Annotated in this window: 17 protein-coding genes and 1 pseudogene; 8 read left to right on the plus strand and 10 right to left on the minus strand. The window is 63.7% G+C overall.

Annotated features, from left to right (window positions below; genetic code table 11):
- The first annotated feature begins 20 nt into the window (after nucleotides 1-20).
- From secA to ECTPHS_RS01915, 4 genes are read left to right on the plus strand one after another with little or no spacing between them, the layout of a single operon-like run.
- Nucleotides 21-2,819, plus strand: a complete 2,799-nt coding sequence (gene secA / locus ECTPHS_RS01900; protein WP_008930986.1) for a preprotein translocase subunit SecA — start codon at nucleotides 21-23, stop codon at nucleotides 2,817-2,819.
- Nucleotides 2,820-2,825: 6 nt separating this feature from the next.
- Nucleotides 2,826-4,040: a bifunctional glutamate N-acetyltransferase/amino-acid acetyltransferase ArgJ gene (gene argJ, locus ECTPHS_RS01905; protein WP_008930987.1), complete on the plus strand. Its 1,215-nt coding sequence runs from the start codon at nucleotides 2,826-2,828 to the stop codon at nucleotides 4,038-4,040.
- Between the two features lie 5 nt (nucleotides 4,041-4,045).
- Nucleotides 4,046-5,011, plus strand: coding sequence for a Nudix family hydrolase (locus ECTPHS_RS01910; protein ID WP_040404800.1), 966 nt, complete (start codon nucleotides 4,046-4,048; stop codon nucleotides 5,009-5,011).
- Between the two features lie 56 nt (nucleotides 5,012-5,067).
- Nucleotides 5,068-5,532 carry a hypothetical protein gene (locus ECTPHS_RS01915; RefSeq protein WP_141565228.1) on the plus strand — a complete coding sequence of 155 codons (465 nt, stop codon included), beginning with the start codon at nucleotides 5,068-5,070 and terminating at the stop codon, nucleotides 5,530-5,532.
- 25 nt (nucleotides 5,533-5,557) lie between these two features.
- On the opposite strand, the gene zapD is transcribed toward ECTPHS_RS01915, so the two are convergent.
- From zapD to ECTPHS_RS01955, 8 genes and pseudogenes are all read right to left on the minus strand, one after another.
- Nucleotides 5,558-6,400 carry a cell division protein ZapD gene (gene zapD, locus ECTPHS_RS01920; protein WP_008930990.1) on the minus strand — a complete coding sequence of 281 codons (843 nt, stop codon included), beginning with the start codon at nucleotides 6,398-6,400 and terminating at the stop codon, nucleotides 5,558-5,560.
- Nucleotides 6,401-6,445: 45 nt separating this feature from the next.
- Nucleotides 6,446-7,045 carry a dephospho-CoA kinase gene (gene coaE / locus ECTPHS_RS01925; RefSeq protein WP_008930991.1) on the minus strand — a complete coding sequence of 200 codons (600 nt, stop codon included), beginning with the start codon at nucleotides 7,043-7,045 and terminating at the stop codon, nucleotides 6,446-6,448.
- Between the two features lie 3 nt (nucleotides 7,046-7,048).
- Nucleotides 7,049-7,864: an A24 family peptidase gene (locus ECTPHS_RS01930; protein WP_141565234.1), complete on the minus strand. Its 816-nt coding sequence runs from the start codon at nucleotides 7,862-7,864 to the stop codon at nucleotides 7,049-7,051.
- A gap of 59 nt (nucleotides 7,865-7,923) precedes the next feature.
- Nucleotides 7,924-9,131, minus strand: a pseudogene (locus ECTPHS_RS01935) (type II secretion system F family protein).
- 3 nt (nucleotides 9,132-9,134) lie between these two features.
- Complete coding sequence (gene pilB / locus ECTPHS_RS01940; protein ID WP_040404805.1) at nucleotides 9,135-10,847, minus strand: type IV-A pilus assembly ATPase PilB; 1,713 nt, start codon at nucleotides 10,845-10,847, stop codon at nucleotides 9,135-9,137.
- Nucleotides 10,848-10,995: 148 nt separating this feature from the next.
- Nucleotides 10,996-12,360 (minus strand): sigma-54 dependent transcriptional regulator, encoded by a 1,365-nt coding sequence (locus ECTPHS_RS01945; protein ID WP_008930994.1) that lies wholly within the window; start codon nucleotides 12,358-12,360, stop codon nucleotides 10,996-10,998.
- The gene (locus tag ECTPHS_RS01950) at nucleotides 12,357-14,027 is read right to left on the minus strand and encodes a PAS domain-containing sensor histidine kinase (RefSeq protein ID WP_008930995.1); all 1,671 of its coding nucleotides are present in this window, start codon (nucleotides 14,025-14,027) and stop codon (nucleotides 12,357-12,359) included. The genes ECTPHS_RS01945 and ECTPHS_RS01950 overlap by 4 nt, the downstream gene beginning before the upstream one ends.
- 47 nt (nucleotides 14,028-14,074) lie before the next feature.
- Nucleotides 14,075-14,326 carry a PP0621 family protein gene (locus ECTPHS_RS01955; RefSeq protein ID WP_008930996.1) on the minus strand — a complete coding sequence of 84 codons (252 nt, stop codon included), beginning with the start codon at nucleotides 14,324-14,326 and terminating at the stop codon, nucleotides 14,075-14,077.
- 137 nt (nucleotides 14,327-14,463) lie between these two features.
- Between ECTPHS_RS01955 and sucC the strand changes: the two genes are divergently transcribed.
- From sucC to ECTPHS_RS01975, 4 genes are all read left to right on the plus strand, one after another.
- The gene (sucC, locus tag ECTPHS_RS01960) at nucleotides 14,464-15,633 is read left to right on the plus strand and encodes an ADP-forming succinate--CoA ligase subunit beta (RefSeq protein ID WP_008930997.1); all 1,170 of its coding nucleotides are present in this window, start codon (nucleotides 14,464-14,466) and stop codon (nucleotides 15,631-15,633) included.
- Nucleotides 15,634-15,696: 63 nt separating this feature from the next.
- Complete coding sequence (sucD, locus tag ECTPHS_RS01965) at nucleotides 15,697-16,566, plus strand: succinate--CoA ligase subunit alpha (RefSeq protein WP_008930998.1); 870 nt, start codon at nucleotides 15,697-15,699, stop codon at nucleotides 16,564-16,566.
- A gap of 84 nt (nucleotides 16,567-16,650) precedes the next feature.
- Entirely contained in the window at nucleotides 16,651-18,285 is a 1,635-nt protein-coding gene (locus ECTPHS_RS01970) for an NAD+ synthase (RefSeq protein WP_040404841.1), read from the plus strand.
- Between the two features lie 48 nt (nucleotides 18,286-18,333).
- Entirely contained in the window at nucleotides 18,334-18,672 is a 339-nt protein-coding gene (locus ECTPHS_RS01975) for a P-II family nitrogen regulator (RefSeq protein WP_008931000.1), read from the plus strand.
- A gap of 74 nt (nucleotides 18,673-18,746) precedes the next feature.
- On the opposite strand, the gene ECTPHS_RS01980 is transcribed toward ECTPHS_RS01975, so the two are convergent.
- Complete coding sequence (locus tag ECTPHS_RS01980) at nucleotides 18,747-19,268, minus strand: nitroreductase family protein (protein ID WP_008931001.1); 522 nt, start codon at nucleotides 19,266-19,268, stop codon at nucleotides 18,747-18,749.
- A gap of 43 nt (nucleotides 19,269-19,311) precedes the next feature.
- Nucleotides 19,312-20,076, minus strand: coding sequence for an outer membrane protein assembly factor BamD (locus tag ECTPHS_RS01985; RefSeq protein WP_040404807.1), 765 nt, complete (start codon nucleotides 20,074-20,076; stop codon nucleotides 19,312-19,314).
- Between the last annotated feature and the right edge of the window lie 34 nt (nucleotides 20,077-20,110).

The raw sequence follows: 20,110 nt of genomic DNA on the forward strand, positions 1-20,110 counted from the left end.
AACTCAGCGCAGAACCCTTCATGGTCACAAGCCTAGTCAGAAAGATCTTCGGTAGTCGTAACGATCGCCTGGTCAAGCGATACGGCAAACAGGTCGGACGGATCAACGAACTGGAAGCCGATCTCAAGGCACTCTCCGACGAACAGCTCAGGGCCAGGACCGGAGAATTCCGTGATCGCCTCGGCAAGGGGGAGTCCCTGGACGACCTACTGCCCGAGGCCTTCGCGGTGGTTCGCGAAGCCGGTCGTCGAATCATGGGCATGCGTCATTTCGATGTTCAGCTCATCGGCGGCATGGTGCTCAACGACGGCCGCATCGCCGAGATGCGTACCGGGGAGGGCAAGACTCTGGTCGCCACCCTGTCGGCCTATCTGAATGCCTTGCCTGACAAGGGCGTGCATGTGATCACGGTCAACGACTATCTGGCCCGACGGGACGCAGCCTGGATGGGGCGTCTCTATCACGGCCTGGGGCTGAGCGTGGGGGTGATCAACTCCTCCGGCGCCAAGGGCGCCAAGCATTCCTACCTGTATGACCCGGACCATGTCGGCGGGGAGGAGGAGGGGTATCCCCACCTGCGTCCGGTGACCCGGCGCGAGGCCTATGCCGCCGACATCACCTACGGCACCAACAATGAATTCGGTTTCGATTATCTGCGCGATAACATGGCTTTTCGTGCCGAGGATCGGGTCCAGCGCGACCTGGCCTATGCCATCGTGGACGAAGTGGACTCCATCCTGATCGACGAGGCCCGTACTCCCCTGATCATCTCCGGTCCCACCGGCGAGAACTCCGAGCTTTACCAGCGGATGAAGGACATCGTCCCCACGCTGCAGCGCCAGGAAGAGGAAGAGTCCGAAGGCGATTATTTCGTCGACGAGAAGCTCAAGCAGGTCTTTCTGTCCGAGGATGGCCAGGAACGGGCCGAGCAACTGCTCAAGGAGGCCGGCCTGCTCAAGGCGGACCAGTCCCTCTACGATGCCGCCAGCATTCCCCTGCTGCATCATCTCAATGCGGCGCTGCGTGCCCATGCCATCTTCCAGCGGGACGTGCATTACCTGGTGCGGGACAAGCAGGTCCTCATCATCGATGAGTTCACCGGTCGCGTGATGCCCGGCCGGCGCTGGTCGGAAGGTCTGCATCAGGCCGTGGAGGCCAAGGAGGGGGTGCCGATCCAGAACGAGAACCAGACCCTGGCCTCGATCACCTTCCAGAACTATTTCCGCCTCTACAAGAAGCTCTCGGGCATGACCGGGACCGCCGACACCGAGGCCTATGAGTTCCAGCACATCTACGGCCTGGAAGTGGTGGTGATTCCCACCAACAAGCCCATGGTCCGCAACGACATGCAGGATCTGGTCTACATGACCCAGAAGGAGAAGTACAAGGCCATCATCGAGGACGTCAAGCACTGTCGGGAGCGGGGACAGCCCGTCCTGGTGGGCACCGCCTCGGTGGAGGCCTCGGAAATCCTGTCCGACCTGCTCAAGAAGGCGAAGATCAGTCATGAGGTCCTCAATGCCAAGCAGCATGAGCGGGAGGCCCATATCGTTGCCCAGGCCGGTCGTCCCGGCGCGGTGACCATTGCCACCAACATGGCCGGTCGTGGTACCGACATCGTGTTGGGCGGCAGCCTGGAGGCGGAGCTGGAGGCCCTGGGTCCGAATCCGGATCCGGTCCAGGTGGAAAAGATCCGCGACGAGTGGCGCAAGCGCCACGATCAGGTGCTGGAGGCGGGCGGCCTGCACATCATCGGTTCGGAGCGTCACGAGTCCCGCCGCATCGACAATCAGTTGCGGGGGCGTGCCGGTCGTCAGGGCGATCCCGGTTCCAGCCGTTTCTTCCTGTCCCTGGAAGACACGCTCATGCGCATCTTCGCCTCCGACCGGGTGAAGATGATCATGCAGAAGCTGGGCATGCAGGAAGGCGAGGCCATCGAGAACGCCTGGGTGACCAAGGCCATCGAGAATGCCCAGCGCAAGGTGGAAGGGCACAACTTCGATATCCGCAAGAACCTGCTCGAATACGACGACGTGGCCAATGACCAGCGTCGGGTGGTCTATGAGCAGCGTCGTGAACTGCTGGACTCCCAGGAAATCTCCGATACCATCCGCGCCGTGCGCGAGGATGTGGTGGATCAGACCATCAGTCGCTACATTCCTCCCGGCTCCATCGACGAGCAATGGGACATCCCCGGCCTGACCCAGGCCATGGAGAGCGAGTTCGGTCTCAAGCTGGACATCGCCGGCTGGCTGGAGAAGGACGACGATCTGCACGAGGAATCCCTGCGCGAGCGTCTGCAGGGAGAGGTGAGCGGCGCCCTGGATGCCAAACGGGCCGTGCTCGGCCCGGAACTGACCCAGCGGATCGAGAAGGATGTGATGCTGCAGGTGCTGGACAGTCACTGGAAGGAACATCTGGCATCCATGGATTACCTGCGCCAGGGCATCGGTCTGCGTGGTTACGCCCAGCGCAATCCCAAGCAGGAGTACAAGCGCGAAGCCTTCGCCATGTTCGAGAGCCTGCTTGAGCGCATCAAGCATGACGTCATCTCCATGCTCATGCGACTGCAGGTGCAGTCACCGGATGACGTCGCCACGCTGGAGGCCCAGGCGCGCGGCAGTGCCAAGCCGGCCAGCATGGAATTCAAGCACGACCAGCCGGACAGCCCCCTGTCCGCCGAGGACGATGCCGGGGACAAGCCGGAAGACCCGGATCAGGAGCCCTACCGCCGGGAGGGGCCCAAGCTGGGCCGCAACGATCCCTGTTGGTGCGGCTCGGGCAAGAAGTACAAGCACTGCCACGGCAGACTGGAGTGATGATCGATGGCCGTGAACCTCAGTGAACCCGTTTCCCTGGCACCCGTTCCCGGGGTTCGGCTCAGCGCCGTGGCCGCCGGTATCCGTTACCGGGGGCGCGACGATATGGTGCTGATGGAACTGGCGGCGGGCAGTACCTGTGCCGCCGTGTTTACCCGCAATGCCTTCTGTGCCGCGCCGGTGCAGGTGGCCCGGCAGCATCTGCGCCAGGACACTCCCCGGTATCTGTTGATCAATGCGGGCAACGCCAACGCCGGTACCGGCTCCCAGGGCCTGGAAGCCGCTGACCTGAGTTGCGATGCCGTGGCTGACTGCACCGGCGTCAGGGCGGCTCAGGTATTGCCCTTCTCCACCGGTGTGATCGGAGAGCCTCTGCCGGTGGAGCGGATCTCGACGGCCCTGCCCGAGGCCGTGGCCGCTCTGGATGAACAGGGATGGATGCGGGCCATGCGAGCCATCATGACCACCGATACGGTGGGCAAGGGGGCATCGGAAACGGTGCGTCTGTCCGGTGGCGAGGTGACCCTCACCGGGATTGCCAAGGGTTCCGGCATGATCCACCCCAACATGGCCACCATGCTGGCCTTTCTGGCCACCGACGCGCTGGTGGAAAAGGCAGTGCTGCAGGCCATGCTGATGCGTTGCAGTGATGCCAGTTTCAACGCCATCACCGTGGACGGTGATACCTCCACCAATGATGCCTGTGTGCTGGCTGCCACCGGCGCCTCCGGGGTGCCGGTGGAGAGCGAGGCGGATCAGCTCATGTTCGAGCAGGCACTGCTGCGAATCTGCCGGCAGCTTGCTCACGCCATCGTCCGTGACGGTGAGGGCGCCACCAAGTTCATCACCGTACGGGTCAGCGGTGCACGGGACGCGGAAGAAGCCCGCCTTGTGGGTTTTGCCGTGGCCCTGTCGCCGCTGGTGAAGACCGCCCTGTTTGCTTCGGACCCCAACTGGGGGCGGATCCTGGCGGCGGTGGGTCGTGCCGGCCTGAAGGATCTGGACGTGGACCGGGTGACCATTCATCTGGACGATGTGCGCATCGTCGCCGGTGGCGGTCGGGCGCCGGAGTATGAGGAGGCCATGGGGCGCCGGGTGATGGCCGGGGCCGAGATCCTCATCCACGTCGATCTGGGAGGGCGGGGAGTGACCGAGGCCGAAGTCTACACCTGTGACTTCTCCTACGACTATGTGCGCATCAACGCCGAATACCGTTCCTGAGGCGCATGTCTGAGCCGTTGCGAGTGGCGGTGGCCGCCATCACCAATGCGCGCGATGAGTATCTGATCGCCCGTCGCCCCGCCCATGTGCATCAGGGAGGGCTATGGGAATTCCCCGGTGGCAAGATCGAGTCGGGGGAGTCCCTGGCGGACGCCCTGCGTCGGGAACTGCGGGAAGAGCTGGACATCACCCCTCTTCGGCATCACCCCCTGATCACCCTGAATCACGACTATCCTGACCGGCGGGTCTGCCTGGAAGTGGTGAAGGTCGACCGTTTCGAGGGCGAGCCCCGGGGCATGGAGGGTCAGCCATTGCGCTGGGTGGCGGCCGACCATCTGCATGCTCTGGCGTTTCCGGCCGCCAACCGGGCCATCATCCAGGCCCTGACCCTGCCGGATCGTCTGCTGATCACGCCGGATCTGCGCTGCCCCGATACCCTGCTGAATGGCCTGCATCGGACCCTTGAGACCGCTGGCCCGGCGCTGCTGCAACTGCGTGCGCCTCGCCTGAGCCGGGAGGCTTTTGCCGCATTGGCCGAGGCGGTGATCCCGTTGTGCCGATCCCGAGGCACACGGGTTGTACTGAACGCGGACCCCGAACTGGCCGTGTCACTGGGGGCTGATGGCGTCCATCTCAATGCCCGCCGTCTGGCCACCCTGGCGGGGCGTCCCGATGTGCTGGATCGCCTGACCCTGGTGGGGGCCTCGGCGCATCATCGTGATGAGCTGGCCCATGCGGCCCGACTCGGAGCCCATTTCGTTCTGGTATCTCCGGTGGCGCCGACCCGGACCCACCCGGGGACATCGGTGCTGGGCTGGCCGGGATTTGCCGCACTGGCCCGAGAGGCGGGCCGACCGGCCTATGCCCTGGGCGGCATGACAGTGGATGACATCGCCACGGCGCGACATCACGGCGGACAGGGCATTGCCGGCATTCGGGGGCTGTGGCAAGGGGCGACGGAGGCGGATTGAGTTCCGGTCCCGGGTGAGCGGCGGGGCGATCATCCTTTTGTGACGAGGATACAGGCATGGCGCGCTGGTGGAGTTGGTTACTGATTCCCGTGATGTTGGGCCTGGGATACCTGGCCGGAGAACACTGGCTGCGGCCCCTGCTGGCGCCAGGAGATCCGGCAATGTCGGTCATCGAGGCCCCGTCCGGTTGTGAGCTGGACGACCGGGGCTGCCTGATGATGGTGGACGGGGAGGCGATTCGGGTCCGGGGACCGGCGCGGATTCCACCGTTGGAGCGATTTGTCCTGCACCTGGAGGGTAGTGATTCCCTGGATCCTCTGGAGGTGTCCTACATCATGCCCGGCATGGACATGGGGCTGCACCGGTTTGAATTCCAGTCGGTGGCGGCGGGGAACTGGGAGGCAGAATCCGTGCTACCGGTCTGCATGTCCGGACGCATGGACTGGCTGGCGCTGGTGCGTGTCCGTCTGGGGGATCAGATCCATGAACTGCGTGTCCCCGTGCAGCTGCGGCGGGAATAGCACGCCGCCCCCGGATGTCCGGTGGCTACAGTGCGCAGCAGCTCAGCATGAACGGGATTTCCTCGTCGCACTGGGTCGAACGTGACTTCAGGTCACCGGCACGCAGGAACCGCACCGAGAAACGCTGACGTCCGGCGCTGATCTCGGGATAACAGGGGGCGTTGAGGGGCAGGGTGATGCGGATCATCTGCCAGGGTTGGCTGGTATCCAGGTTCTGTTCGTAAAAGCCCCGACCTGCCGTCATGGTGCGGGGCGCGCCGGCGTTACGGATCAGCTGCAGGATCACGCTGACGGCCTCCTGGATGTCTGCAAAGGGCTGTGCCCAGTCCAGCAGCAGCTGTCGCCGTTCCCCGGCGGGACGAGCCAGCCAGTAGTGATAGGCCGGCAGGTCAAAGTCACAGGTGCCGCCGGGAATGGCGGTTCGCTGGCGGATGCCGTTGAAGAAATCGTTGCCCTTGACTTGCTGGTCCAGCTGTCCGCTGAGGGCATGGATACCGTCTATGAGTCGGCGATGTTTGTCGATCACCGTGTTCAGTCGGCGTTGGTCCACGCCGGGTTCGGTGCTCAACCGGTTCAGGTTGGTGATCTGTCGTTCGAGTTCCTTGATCAATTCACGTTTTACGTCCACCCGATTGGTGAGATTCATCATCTCGATCAGGGTGAGCAGACTGCCGTGTGTATCCGGCCCCGAGTCATGCTGAAGGCTATGGTCAAAACGTTGCATCAGCACTTCAAGGCGCATGAACAGGCGCATGCGCTCATGCAGGGGTTGTTCGTAGACGATGGAACCCTTCACTGCAGCGGCTGCCGGAGGGGTGTGAACCACGTATTCATTGTTTTCCGATCTGCGGCCGAAATGAACGAACATGTTACCACCTTGGTAGGATGAGACCGGCGACTTCGGTATCCGGCATCAGTGTGCGACTGCCATCCGGAGGTATTGCTGGTGCAGCGCTTCCACCTGTGCAGGCAGAGCATCCGCGAATCCCTCGTTGTCGATGACATCGTCGGCTGCCGCGAGGCGCTGCTCCCGGGTGGCCTGGACATCCAGGATGGCCTGGATCTGACCTGGGGATGCGCCGTCACGTCGTCCGGCACGTTCCAGCTGACTGGATACGGAGCAGTCCACCAGGAGTACGCGATCGACCCGGTTGCAGGCCCCCGATTCCACCAGCAAGGGTATGACCAGCATGCAGTAGGGCGTCCCGACCTGTGTTTTTTCTTGATCCATGGCTGCCCAGATCATAGGGTGGAGCAGCCTTTCCAGTCTGTGACGGGTTTGGCTGTTCCGGAATACCTGATCGCGCAGGGTAGCCCGGTCCAGGCTCCCGTCCGGCTTCAGAATGGCGGGACCGAAGGCTTCCACCAATGCAGCCAGCCCGGGTGAGCCGGGCGTCACTACCCGCCGGGCAATGATATCCGAATCAATGACCGTGATACCTCTCTCCTCGAACAGGCGCGCCACGGTGCTCTTGCCGCTGCCGATCCCTCCCGTCAGTCCAATGGTGAGCATGGGTCAGCCGAGCATGCCGAGGTAGGTCTGTACGAGGGTGTCGCCCCAGAGCAGGGCAATCCAGCCCGCGGCAGCCAGATAGGGACCGAAGGGAATGGGCAGATTGCGATCACGCCCCAGCGCGGCGATGAGCACCAGACCCACCACGGCGCCCACCAGGGAGGACAACAGGATGATCAAGGGGAGCATCTGCCAGCCCAGCCAGGCACCCAGGGTAGCGAAGAGCTTGAAGTCACCGTAGCCCATGCCTTCCTTGCCGGTAAGCAATCGGAAGGCATGGTAGACAAGCCACAGGCTCAGGTAACCGAAGACGGCTCCCAACAGGCTGCTGGTGGCATCGGTGAACAGTCCCCCCAGGTTCAGTACCAGTCCCAGCCACAGCAGGGGCAGGGTGATGACATCCGGCAACAGGGTGGTGCGCAGATCGATCACGGTCAGGACAATCAGGGCCCAGGTCAGCAGCAGAGCCGCCGCGGCCACCCAGGTGACACCGAAGTGCCAGACCACGGCCATGGACAGCAGGGCCGTGGCCGCCTCCACCAGGGGGTACTGGGGAGAGATTCTGGCGCCGCACGAGGCACACTTGCCCCGGAGGAAGAGGTAGCTGATGAGCGGGATGTTCTCCAGGGCCGTGATGCGGTGGCCGCAGGCGGGGCAGGCGGACCGGGGGACCACCAGGTTATAGGGCCCCTGAACCTCTTCGGCATGATTCAAGTTGCCCCCCCGTGACTGCAGCCATGCCCTGGCCTCGCTTTGCCACTGGCGTTCCATCATCATCGGCAGGCGATGGATGACCACATTGAGAAAGCTGCCCACCATGAGACTGAAGACCCCGGTGAGGGTGAGCAGCAGGGTGGGGCTTGCGGCGAGAAGATCGATCACACCACGGCTCCAAGCTGGAAGATGGGAAGATACATGGCAATGACCAGACCGCCGACGACGATGCCCAGGAAAGCCATGATCATGGGTTCCATGAGGCTGGAGAGGCCGTCGACCATGTTGTCCACTTCCTCTTCATAGAAATCGGCGACCTTGCCCAGCATTTCGTCCAGGGAACCGGATTCTTCCCCGATGGCCACCATCTGCACCACCATGTTGGGAAATACCGCGGAATTCCGCATGGCCTGCTGGAGCTGGGTGCCGGCCGCGGTTTCGTCGCGCATGCGCAGGGTCGCTTCGGAAAAAAGGGCGTTGCCCGTCGCGCCGGCCACCGACTCCATCGCTTCCACCAGGGGGACGCCGGCGGAGAACATGGTGGACAGGGTCCGGGCAAAGCGGGCGATGGCGGCCTTGCGCAGTAGTTCGCCCACCACCGGGATGCGCAGGGAGAGCAGGTCGAGCTGACGGCGGAAGGCGGCGGAACGCTGCTTGGCCTGGGTAAAACCGAATACCGCGACGCCGATACCGCCGAAGATGGCCCACCAGTAGCTCTGGAAGAACTCGGAGATGCCGATGACGAACTGGGTGAAGACGGGCAGGTCCGCACCAAAGCCCTGGAACAGATCCTGAAACTGGGGAACCACGAAGATGAGCAGGATGGCGGTGACGATGAAGGCCACCACGATCACGGCGGCGGGATAGAACATGGCCTTCTTGATCTTGGCCTTGAGGGATTCGGTCTTTTCCTTGTAGGTGGCAATGCGATCCAGCAGGGTTTCCAGGGCCCCGGACTGTTCACCGGCCCCCACCAGATTGATGACCAGGTCGTCGAAGTAGGCCGGATGCCTGGCCAGGGCGCTGGCAAAGGTGGCCCCCCTTCCACGTCTGCCTTGATCCGGAGGATCAGTTCCTGCATGGAGGGGTTTTCGTGGCCCCGGCCGACGATCTCGAAGGACTGTGCCAGGGGCACGCCGGCGCTCATCATGGTGGACATCTGGCGCAGGAAGATGGCGATGTCCTTGGGGGTGATTTTCTTCTTGCCACCAAACAGGGGTTTGGGTTTCTTGCGCACCTTGAGCGGGTTGATGCCCTGGCGCCGCAGCTCCGCCTTGGCCAGATTTTCGTTGGCGGCGGTGGTCTCGCCCTTGATCCGGACGCCCTTCTTGTCCACCCCTTCCCAGACGAACACCGTCATTGTCTCGGCCATGGTTTAGTCCTTGGTCACACGGTTGACTTCTTCAAGGCTGGTGACACCGGCCTTGACCTTGAGCAGACCGGCCCGTCGGAGGTCGTCGACGCCTTCCGCCCTGGCCTGCTCCGCCAGTTGCATCGAGTTGCCGCCATCAAGGATGAGGCGCTGCATGGCTTCGGAAATGGGCAGCACCTGGTAGATGCCCACCCGGCCCTTGTAGCCGTTGGTGCACTGGTCACACCCGACCGGCCTGAAGATCTTGAAGCCCTGGTTCACCTCGTCTTCGGTGAATCCTTCCTCCAGCAGCACTTCCTTGGGAACGTCTTCGGGCGCCTTGCAATGGTTGCACAGGCGTCGGGCCAGACGCTGGGCGATGATGAGCAGGATGGATGAGGCGATGTTGTAGGACGGCACGCCCATGTTGGCCAGGCGGGTGAGGGTCTGGGGTGCGTCGTTGGTGTGCAGGGTGGATAGCACCAGGTGACCGGTCTGGGCCGCCTTGATGGCGATTTCGGCGGTTTCCAGGTCACGGATCTCACCCACCATGATGATGTCCGGATCCTGTCGCAGGAATGCCCTCAGGGCGGCGGCAAAGGTCAGCCCCACCTTGGGGTTCACGTTGACCTGATTGATGCCCGGCATGTTGATTTCGGCGGGGTCCTCGGCCGTGGAGATGTTCCGGTCCGGGGTGTTGAGGATGCCCAGGCCGGTATAGAGCGAGACGGTCTTGCCCGAGCCGGTGGGGCCGGTGACCAGGATCATGCCGTAGGGCTTGCTCAGGGCGTTGAGATAGAGTGCCTTCTGGTGCTCCTCGTAGCCCAGGGCGTCGATGCCCAGGAAGGCGCTGGTGGGGTCCAGTATTCGCAGCACCACCTTTTCTCCATACAGGGTGGGGCAGGTGTTGACACGAAAGTCGATGGCCCGATTCTTGGAGAGCTGCATCTTGATGCGTCCATCCTGCGGCACGCGTCGTTCGGAGATGTCCATGCGGGACATTACCTTGATGCGGGCGATGATCCGGGGGGCCAGGTTCACCGGTGGGTGCGCCACCTCGTCGAGCACGCCGTCCAGGCGGAATCGCACCCGGAAGTCTTTTTCATAGGGTTCGAAGTGGATGTCCGAGGCCTTGCGGTTGATGGCATCCAGCAGCACCTTGTTGACGAAACGGACCACCGGCGTGTCGTCCACTTCGCTCTCGGAGACCTCCGGGCCACGGTCTTCGGTGTCCGCCATCTCCAGGTTGTCCAGATCATCGTCCATGAGGCCTTCCATCATCGAGGAGGCGTCGTTGAGGCTGTCCTCGATCAGCTTGGACAACTTGTTGTGTTCCACCAGCACTGGTTCGGTGGGGATGCCGGTGTTGAACTTGATTTCATCCAGGGCGCTGATGTTCATGGGATCGGACATGCCCACGAACAGCCGGTTACCCCGCCGGAAGATGGGCAGGGCCTGATGCTGGCGGATCAGCTTCTCGTCCACCAGTTTGGTGGGTAGGTATTCCTTGTCGAGGGCGTCCAGATCGAACAGGGGGGTACCGAACTCTTCGGCCGCCGCCTGCGCCAGGCTGAGGGCCTCCACGATCTTTTCCGTCACCAGGTAGGCCACCAGGGGTACCCGTTTCTTACGGGACTGATCCAGTGCCTTGTTGGCGTCGGCTTCACTGAGCAATCCGTCTTGAACCAGGCGCCGGGCAAGCCCGCTCAATGGAATGGAGGCGGCAGGTGTGGACATGGGGACTCTGGGTTTGGGCTGGGCCTTCTTACCGCATGTTAGTAGCTGTCGTAATCAAGTCAACAAGGACTTTCAGCGATTGCGGGCCGGAACGGGTTGGAAGGCCTGGTTCGGTGGCGCCCTCCCAGCCATCCGTGAAAATGGGCTTTCAGGGGGGCAGTCCGAGCTTCTTGAGCCGGTAACGCAGTTGCCTGGCCGTCAGTCCCAGCAGTCCGGCCGCGGTCGTGCCATGACCTCCCGCCTGTTCCAGGGCGGCCAGCAGGACCTGTCTTTCCTGCTGTTCCAGTTGCTGTTCCAGGGGTTTGAGAGATTCTGCGGCCAGCGGGGCCGGCGGCGTCCCGACGCCGGGCAGTTGCAGATCCTCCACCTGGATGATGTCGCTGTCGCAGAGGGTTGCCGCTCGCTCCAGGATGTTTTCCAGTTCCCTGACGTTGCCCGGGTAGTCGTAGGTCATCAGTCCCTGCATGGCATCCGGGCTGAGCCGCCTGGGTGGTTCCTGCCAGCGCTGTGCCAGTTTGGAGAGGATGTGTGCCGCCAGATGCGGGAGGTCTTCCCGGCGCTCCCGCAGGGGAGGGACGCGCAACTCGATCACATTCAGGCGATAGAACAGATCCTGGCGGAACCGCCCCGCCTGCACCTCCCGGCTCAGATCCTTGTGGGAGGCAGAGAGAATGCGCACGTCCAGGGCGATCTCGTGGGCGGCGCCGATGGGTTTGATGGCCCGTTCCTGAATGGCGCGCAACAGCTTCACCTGCATGTGCAGGGGCAGTTCAGCCACCTCGTCGAGAAAGAGGGTACCCCCCTGGGCTGCCTGGAACAGGCCCTGCTTGTCGGCCACCGCCCCGGTGAAGCTGCCCTTGAGGTGACCGAAGAACTCGCTTTCCATGAGTTCCGCGGGGATGGCGCCGCAGTTCACTGGCACGAAAGGCCGATCCACCCGGGGACCCTGGTGGTGAATCTCCCTGGCCACCCTTTCCTTGCCGCTGCCGGATTCCCCCAGGATGTAGACCGGTGCCTGGCTTCTGGCCAGTTTGAGGATGGTGATCTTGAGCTGACGCATGGCCGGTGCATCGCCCAGGAGATGCTCCTCCCTGGGTGGCTGGTGTCTGGTCGAGGCCGCATCGTTGCCTTCACCGTCGCCGGGCTTGCCCAGTTTCAGGGCGCTGCCCACCAGATCCCTGAGGATGTTCAGATCCACGGGCTTGGAGACAAAGTCAAAGGCCCCCGACTTGAGGGCCTGAACGGCGGAATCCATGCTGCCATGGGCCGTGATGACAGCTACCGGCAGCTCCGGATAGTAGGCCTGAATGTGCTCCACCAGCTCGATGCCATCACCATCCGGCAAGCGCATGTCCGTCAGGCACAGATCAAAGGGTTCGTTGCCGAGCAGCCGTTTTGCCTCCCTGACGGTTCCGGCGGAGCGGGTATGGAGCTGCATGCGGCCGAGGGTGATCTCCAGGAGTTCCCGGATATCCGGCTCATCGTCAATGATCAGTACGTTCTGGATGCTCATGCCTGTCGGGAGCGCTGGCCAGCCATGACGGGGCCGGTGGTTTCAGAGGGTGGAAATTGAATGCGAAAGCAACTTCCGCCGGTGGGTAGCGGGATGTAGTCGAGCGTGCCGCCATTGTTTTCGCACAGCTCGCGGGAGATGTACAGGCCGAGTCCGGTGCCTTCATTGCCGGTGCTGACGAAGGGCTCGAAGAGTCGTCGGGCAATTGACGGGTTCACGCCGCGGCCCTGGTCGATGATGTCCAGGGTGGCGTGGCGACTCACGTCCCGGGTGCCGCCCTGGATCAGGATGCGCGCGGGCTGTCCGGCCCGGGTGCCATAGCGCAGTGCATTGATGCACAGGTTCCAGACCACCTGATGCAGTTGCTCCGCATCAAAGCAGGCCCGGGCGTCCTCGGGCCGAATGGACAGCTCCAGTTGTGCGCGTTTCAGGTTGTGGTGCCGGCAGAATTCGTCGGCGAAGCGTTCCAGCCACGGTCGCAGGGCCAGGACCTCGATCCGGGGAGCCTGACGCCGGGACAGGTCCAGCACGTTCTGAATGACCTGGTTCATCCGGCGGCTCTGGTCCTGGATGATGCCCACCAGACGGCGGTCCGCCCGATTGAGTTCATCGGATTCCCCGAGCAGCTGGGCGGCATGACTGATGGCGCCCAGGGGGTTGCGGATCTCGTGGGCGATGCTGGCAGTGAGACGTCCCAGGGATGCGAGCTTGATGGACTGCATCTGTCTGCGCAGTTCTGCGGTGTCTTCCAGCAGGATGACGGTGCCGATGGGCTTGTCCACCCCCAGGCGGGTGAATCGTACCCGCAGTTCGGGGCTGTGCCCGTTGGCCGGGAGGGTCCGGTGACCGGCGCCGGCGGGATGTCGCAGCCACTCCTGCAGGGCACCGTAAAGTTCCGGCGCCAGGCGGCTCAGGTCGCTGGTATCGGCAGTCATCGGGTTGCCCAGCAGCAGCCAGGCGGACTCATTGATCAGGTAAACGTGCCGGTCATCATTGACCACGATCACGCCCGATTGCATGCGATCGATGATGTGGGCATTGAGTTCGGCCATGTTGGCCAGGTCCACGCTGCGGCGCTGTGCCAGGTCCTCGCTTTCCATGGCTCTGCGGGCCAGTACCAGGGCCAGCAGGGCAGTGGCGAACAGGCCGGCTCCCAGCAGGCCGGTCTGGGTGAGGGCGGAATCGCGGCCGGGTTCAAACCAGTAGCCGTGGATCTGCGCCAGCAGCAGGGCGATGGAGGCCAGCGCGGCAAAGAACAGGGCGGGGCGCCCGGGCGCCAGCAGTCCCAGGCCGGCAATGGCCGGGATTGCCAGCATGCCCAGGCCGCTGGTGACGCCTCCGCTGGTGTAGGTGAGCAGGGTGATGAGGCTGATGTCCGTGGCCGCCTGCAGGTAGATCTGCAAGGATGCCGGAAGTCGCCGTAACCGTGCGGCAATGCCGAACCCCAGGCTCAGCAGCAGATAGGTGAAGGCGAACAGCAAAAACAGGCGGGGATGGGAACTGCCGAGCGCCTGGGGGCCGGTGCCGAAGACCTCCAGGGCCGTGAGCATCCCCGCCACGAAGAAGCGATAAAGACTGAAGAGTCGCAGCGCACGCCAGACATCGCCGGCGGCGCTCCCGACGACGCCGTGCTCCGGCATCATCCGGTCCGACAGGAGAAAAGACATGCTGCCCGCATTCTGCGTGGACGTCCGGTCTCACACCACAACGCGGCTCATTCTCGTGTAGACTCTTGCGACAGGGCCAGATCCCGGTGAGACTCGGAACAGAAGGGTTTTCCGCCTTCCCACAGACTTTCCTCCTCGGGAATGTGCAGGCCGCAGTAATGACAGCGCAGCATCTTGCCGGAGGTCTTTTGCCGGAGCTTGGCGGGGTGCTCGGGGCGGGGGACGTCCGGTGTCTTGAACATGAGCCGGACCACCATGAAGAGCAGAACGATGGATGCGATCAAGAACAGGATTTGCATGGCGTGGTGATTCGATTTTGAGTGGTGTATGAGAAGGTACTACAGAACGTGTGTCGGCGGTGAGTCCGTCAGCCCCGAGGCGTCATGTCCGCCGGGGCACCCGCCGTCTCCATCCATACCTTTGATACTGTGAAACTATGAACCTTCATGAATTCCAGGCCAAGGGCCTCTTTCGCGATTATCGGATTCCGGTGCCGTCCGGTGTCTCCATCGAGGGGCTCGACGGCCTGGATGGTGCCATGAATACCCTGGGAGGCGATGCCTGGGTCGTCAAGGCCCAGGTGCATGCCGGTGGTCGCGGCAAGGCCGGTGGCGTCAGGCTGGTCCGGGGACGTGATGCACTCAAGGCCGCGGCCAAGGATCTGCTGGGCACCACCCTGGTCACCCATCAGACCGGTCCTGCCGGACTTCCCGTGAACACCCTGCTGATCGAATCCCTCACCGACATCCAGCGTGAGCTCTACCTGGGCCTGCTGGTGGACCGGGCCACCCGCCGTGTCGCCATCATGGCCTCGGCGGCGGGCGGCATGGACATCGAGGAGGTGGCCGCCAGCACCCCGGAGAAGCTGCTGACCCTGTTCGTGGATCCGGTCGCGGGCATCATGCCTTATCAGGGGCGTCGCGTCGCCTTCGCCCTGGGCCTGGAAGGCCGGCAGGTCAATGAGTTCGTGGCGCTGCTCACCCGGCTCTATACCCTGTTCATCGAAGCCGATGCCAGCCTGATCGAGATCAACCCGCTGGTGGTCACCGGAGAGGGCGGCCTGGTGGCCCTGGACGGCAAGATCAACCTGGACGACAACGCCCTCTACCGGCACCCCGCCCTGGCGGCGTTGCGGGACGCCAGCCAGGAAGATGCCCGCGAGGCCAGGGCCAGGGAGCATGAACTCAATTATGTTCGCCTGGACGGCAACATCGGTTGCATGGTCAACGGCGCGGGACTGGCCATGGCCACCATGGACCTGATCAAGCTCCACGGCGGTGAGCCGGCCAACTTCCTGGACGTGGGCGGCGGCACCACCGCGGCCCGGGTGACCGAGGCCTTCAAGCTCATCCTCTCCGACGACTCGGTCAAGGCCGTGTTCGTGAACATCTTCGGCGGCATCGTCCGCTGTGACCTGATCGCCGAGGGCATCATCGCGGCGGTCAAGGAAGTCCATGTGGGCGTGCCCGTGGTGGTACGCCTGGAAGGCACCAACGTGGAGCAGGGCCGGGCCCTGCTGGCGCAGAGTGATCTCAACATCATCGCTGCCGAAAGTTTGACCGATGGTGCCCTCAAGGTGGTGAAGGCCGCGGCCAAGGCCGCCTGACGGGCAGGGGACGAGCGGGCCGGCATGCCGGATTCAGACAGACGAAGCTGACACGGATTCTTCATGAGCATTCTCATCGACAAGCATACTCGGGTCATCTGCCAGGGGTTCACCGGCAAGCAGGGTACTTTCCACACCGAACAGGCCATGGCCTACGGCACGCGGATGGTGGGCGGCGTCACCCCGGGCAAGGGCGGACAGCGGCATCTGGGGCTGCCGGTGTTCGACACCGTGCATGACGCGGTCCGCGATACCGGGGCCAATGCCACCATGATCTATGTCCCGGCCGCCTTTGCCGCCGATGCCATCCTGGAGGCTGCGGATGCCGGGATCGAGGTCATCGTCTGTATCACCGAGGGGATTCCCGTGCTGGACATGCTTAAGGTGAAGGCCGCCCTTACCGGCAGCCGTTCCCGGCTCATCGGTCCCAACTGCCCGGGTGTCATCACCCCCGGGGCCTGCAAGATCGGCATCATGCCGGGGCATATTCATCTGCCCGGCAAGGTGGGTATCGTCTCCCGTTCCGGGACCCTCACCTACGAGGCGGTCAAGCAGACCACCGACGCGGGCCTGGGGCAGAGCACCTGTGTGGGTATCGGTGGCGATCCCATCCATGGGATGAATTTCGTCGACTGTCTGCGCCTGTTCCAGGAGGACGCGCAGACCGAGGGCATCATCATGGTGGGCGAGATCGGCGGTAGTGCCGAGGAGGAGGCCGCGGCCTTCATCCGCGATCACGTGACCAAGCCGGTGGTGGCCTATATCGCCGGTGTCACCGCGCCGCCGGGACGCCGCATGGGGCATGCCGGGGCGATCATCTCCGGTGGTCAGGGGACCGCGGATCAGAAATTCGCTGCCCTGGAGGCGGCCGGTGTCGCCGTGGTGCGTTCGCCCGCGGAGATGGGGGGGCGGCTCAAGACCCTGATGGGCTGACGGCCAAGGGTTTCCATGTTCACGGACCACCACCCCGACGGGGTGGTGGTCTCCTGTTGTCACCTGTTTTTGAATATTCGGACCATGACAGACATCCTCAAGATCGCCCTGGCGCAAATCAACCTTCTGGTGGGCGACGTGGAAGGTAATGCCGAGCGGGTGGTGGCCGCGGCCCGCGAGGCCAGGGACTGCCATGGCGCCGATCTGGTGCTGTTTCCCGAGCTGACCCTGACCGGTTATCCGCCCGAGGACCTTCTGATGCGGGGCACTTTGCTGCAACGCTCCGAGGAGGCCCTCAAGCGCATTGCCCGGGAGGTGTCCGGGATCGATGTGGTGGTCGGCCTGCCCCTGAGGGAATCGGGATCCCTCCATAACAGCGCCGCATATCTGCGTGACGGCAAGGTGCTGGCCCGTTATCACAAGCAGGTCCTGCCCAATTACAGCGTGTTCGACGAAAAGCGCTATTTCCATCCCGGCGAGGGGCCCTGCGTGGTGGAGGTCAAGGGCCTGCCGGTGGCCCTGGCCCTGTGCGAGGACATCTGGGTCTCAGAGCCGGCCCGCCGGGCCCAGTCCGCCGGTGCCCGGCTGCTGCTCAGTCTCAATGCCTCGCCCTTCCACCTGTCCAAACACGAGGAACGATTGGCGGTCCTGCGCGAGCGGGTTCATGAGAGCGGTCTGCCGGTGGTCTACCTGAACCTGGTGGGCGGCCAGGATGAACTGGTCTTCGATGGTCATTCCCTGGCCGTGGACCGGGACGGTGCATTGAAACTGAGCGCGCCCGCCTGGAAAGAGGGGATTCATACCCTGGAGGTGCATTTCGATCGTCGTGACATCAGTTTCAGCGGCGGCATCCTTGCGCCCCCGCCATCCCCCGAGGAGAGCCTGTACCAGGCCCTGGTGCTGGGGGTGCGGGATTACGTCAACAAGAACGGTTTCAGCGGCGCCCTGCTGGGCTTGTCCGGAGGCATCGACTCCGCGATCACCCTGTGCATCGCCGTGGATGCCCTGGGGGCGGAACGGGTGGAGGCGGTGATGATGCCCTATCACTATACCGCCGGGATGAGCCGGGAGGATGCCGCCGCCCAGGCACGGACTCTGGGGGTGTCCTACCGGGAGATTCCGATCGCGCCCATGGTCGAGGCCTTCATGAACGGCCTGGCGGAGGTCCTGGCCGGTCTGCCCGCAGACACCACCGAGGAGAACATCCAGGCCCGCTGTCGAGGTACCCTCCTGATGGCCATCTCCAACAAGACCGGTCGCATGCTGTTGACCACCGGTAACAAGAGCGAGATGGCGGTGGGCTATGCCACCCTCTACGGGGACATGGCCGGTGGCTTTGCCCCGCTCAAGGATGTCTCCAAGCTCTGGGTCTATCGCCTGGCCCGGTATCGTAACACCCTGGGGCCGGCCATCCCCGAGCGGGTGATCGAACGTCCGCCTTCGGCGGAACTGGCTCCCGATCAGCGGGACGAGGACAGCCTGCCCCCCTACGAGATCCTGGACGGAATCCTGGAGCGCTTCGTGGAACAGGATCAGTCCTTTACCGATATCGTTTCCGCGGGATTCGAGCCGGCCACCGTGCGCCGGGTGATGGGCCTGGTGCTGCGCAGCGAATACAAGCGCCGCCAGGCCCCGCCCGGGGTCCGGGTGACCCGCCGTGCCTTCGGCAAGGACCGGCGCTATCCCATTACCTCCAGCTATGGCCGATTGCTCAGCTAGGGCGATCCCGTGGCACCTTCTTCCCACCTCTGCAGGTAATTGCAAACCATGAAAAAGATTGAAGCCATCATCAAGCCGTTCAAACTGGAGGACGTCCGCGAGGCGCTGATGGAGATCGGCGTGACGGGATTGACCGCCACCGAGGTCAAGGGTTTCGGCCGGCAGAAGGGGCATACCGAGCTGTACCGGGGAGCCGAATACGTGGTCGATTTCATCCCCAAGGTGAAGCTGGAGATCGGTGTGGATGACAGCCTGGTGGATGCTTGCGTGGAAGCCATTCTGAAGGCGGCCAGAACCGGCAAGATCGGGGACGGCAAGATCTTCGTCACCGACATGGAGCGGGCCATCCGCATCCGCACCGGCGAGGAAAACAGCGACGCCCTGTAAGATCCGCCGTCGGGGCTGAACCTGACGGGGGAGGGCGGCACTCTCCACGGCCTTGCCGCCCTGCCGATGCCGGACTAGCGGTACGTCACCACTTCGTCCAGGCGCCGTCGATGGGAGGACTCCGGCAGTTCTGCCGGATAGCCCACGCAGAGCAGGGCCAGCGGCCGCAGGCCCTGCTCCAGTGACAATGTGTCGGCCACGGCCTGTTCATCGAACATGCCCACCCAGGTTGAGCCCATTCCCGCCGCCACCACCGCCAGCTGGGCATAGGCGGCCACGATGGTCGCGTCCTGAATGGAGAACAGGTCCCGGCCCCGTTCGCCGTACTGTTCGGCCGAGCGTTCCGCGTCGCTGCAGAAGACCAGGCAAACAGGAGCTTCGGCGATGAACTGCTGTCCGTGGGCTGCTTCCGCCAGCCCGGTCCGCAGGGTCGCATCCTTCACGCAGATGATGCGGTAGGATTGCAGGTCGCCCGCCGAAGGAGCGGTCACCGCGGTTTCAAGGATCGCGTGCAGCTTTTCCGGTTCCACCGGCATGTCGGCCTGGTAGCGACGGATGGAATGCCGGTGTCTGACGGTCTGAAAGAAATCCCACATCCTCAACCTCCCCCTGTGTCGTGTATGGATCGTCGTCCCGGAATCAGGCGCCCTGCCTCAGTCGTTCGGCCCGCTCCGGAAAATTCAGTTCCAGCACCCGCAGTGCGTCTCCGGCCAGATCGTCGAGCCGCAGCCGCCGATAGGCCTTCACCATGACCTCCAGGGCATCGGGCACCACTTCGGCGCCTTCATAATGTTCCAGTACGTAGCGGCCCCGCTGGGCCGCCGCCAGCCAGGCGCCCCGGCGCATGTAGAAGTCCGCCACATGCATCTCATGGGCGGCCAGCCGGTTTCGCAGATGAACCATGCGCTGACGCGAGTCTTCGGCGTAGCGGCTGTCGGGGAACGTACGCACCAGGGTGCCGAAATCATCGAAGGCGTTGCGCAGGGGGACCGGATCACGTCGTGCCTGATCCTGCGGAATCCAACGATTGAGGAAGCTCTGATCCCGCTCATAGTTGATCAGGCCGCGCAGATAGTAGGCATAGTCCACATGAGGATGCCGGGGATTCATCTGGATGAAGCGGTCCACGGCCGCCAGCGCCATTTCCGGCTCCTGGGCCTTGTAATAGGCGTAGGCGACCTCCAGCTGGCCCTGCTGGGCGTGACGGCCGAAGGGGAAGCGGGCTTCCAGGATCTCGTAGTACTCCACGGCCTGATCGAAATTCCCCCGGTCCAGGGCCGCCTTGGCCTCTTCGTAGAGCTGGCTGGCGGACCAGTCCCGGGTGGGATCCTGGCGCATGCCGGCGCAGCCGGAGGCCAGGACGGCGATGAGCAGGAGGGTCAAGGCTGGGCGAAGAGCTGTCATTGGGCGCTAAGACGGAAGATAATTGAAGCATTGA

It is taken from the genome of Ectothiorhodospira sp. PHS-1 (assembly GCF_000225005.1).
Taxonomy (GTDB): domain Bacteria; phylum Pseudomonadota; class Gammaproteobacteria; order Ectothiorhodospirales; family Ectothiorhodospiraceae; genus Ectothiorhodospira.

Excerpts from the sequence above, each read along its gene's own strand:
- secA (WP_008930986.1), top strand. The coding sequence starts at position 21 with ATGGTCACAAGCCTAGTCAGAAAGATCTTCGGTAGTCGTAACGATCGC.
- ECTPHS_RS01975 (WP_008931000.1), top strand. The coding sequence starts at position 18,334 with ATGAAAAAGATTGAAGCCATCATCAAGCCGTTCAAACTGGAGGACGTC.
- ECTPHS_RS01950 (WP_008930995.1), bottom strand. The coding sequence starts at position 14,027 with ATGTCTTTTCTCCTGTCGGACCGGATGATGCCGGAGCACGGCGTCGTC.
- ECTPHS_RS01985 (WP_040404807.1), bottom strand. The coding sequence starts at position 20,076 with ATGACAGCTCTTCGCCCAGCCTTGACCCTCCTGCTCATCGCCGTCCTG.
- ECTPHS_RS01945 (WP_008930994.1), bottom strand. The coding sequence starts at position 12,360 with ATGAGCATCCAGAACGTACTGATCATTGACGATGAGCCGGATATCCGG.
- sucD (WP_008930998.1), top strand. The coding sequence starts at position 15,697 with ATGAGCATTCTCATCGACAAGCATACTCGGGTCATCTGCCAGGGGTTC.
- pilB (WP_040404805.1), bottom strand. The coding sequence starts at position 10,847 with ATGTCCACACCTGCCGCCTCCATTCCATTGAGCGGGCTTGCCCGGCGC.
- zapD (WP_008930990.1), bottom strand. The coding sequence starts at position 6,400 with ATGTTCGTTCATTTCGGCCGCAGATCGGAAAACAATGAATACGTGGTT.
- ECTPHS_RS01955 (WP_008930996.1), bottom strand. The coding sequence starts at position 14,326 with ATGCAAATCCTGTTCTTGATCGCATCCATCGTTCTGCTCTTCATGGTG.
- ECTPHS_RS01910 (WP_040404800.1), top strand. The coding sequence starts at position 4,046 with ATGTCTGAGCCGTTGCGAGTGGCGGTGGCCGCCATCACCAATGCGCGC.
- coaE (WP_008930991.1), bottom strand. The coding sequence starts at position 7,045 with ATGCTCACCATTGGACTGACGGGAGGGATCGGCAGCGGCAAGAGCACC.
- ECTPHS_RS01970 (WP_040404841.1), top strand. The coding sequence starts at position 16,651 with ATGACAGACATCCTCAAGATCGCCCTGGCGCAAATCAACCTTCTGGTG.
- sucC (WP_008930997.1), top strand. The coding sequence starts at position 14,464 with ATGAACCTTCATGAATTCCAGGCCAAGGGCCTCTTTCGCGATTATCGG.
- ECTPHS_RS01915 (WP_141565228.1), top strand. The coding sequence starts at position 5,068 with ATGGCGCGCTGGTGGAGTTGGTTACTGATTCCCGTGATGTTGGGCCTG.
- argJ (WP_008930987.1), top strand. The coding sequence starts at position 2,826 with ATGGCCGTGAACCTCAGTGAACCCGTTTCCCTGGCACCCGTTCCCGGG.
- ECTPHS_RS01980 (WP_008931001.1), bottom strand. The coding sequence starts at position 19,268 with ATGTGGGATTTCTTTCAGACCGTCAGACACCGGCATTCCATCCGTCGC.
- ECTPHS_RS01930 (WP_141565234.1), bottom strand. The coding sequence starts at position 7,864 with ATGGTGGGCAGCTTTCTCAATGTGGTCATCCATCGCCTGCCGATGATG.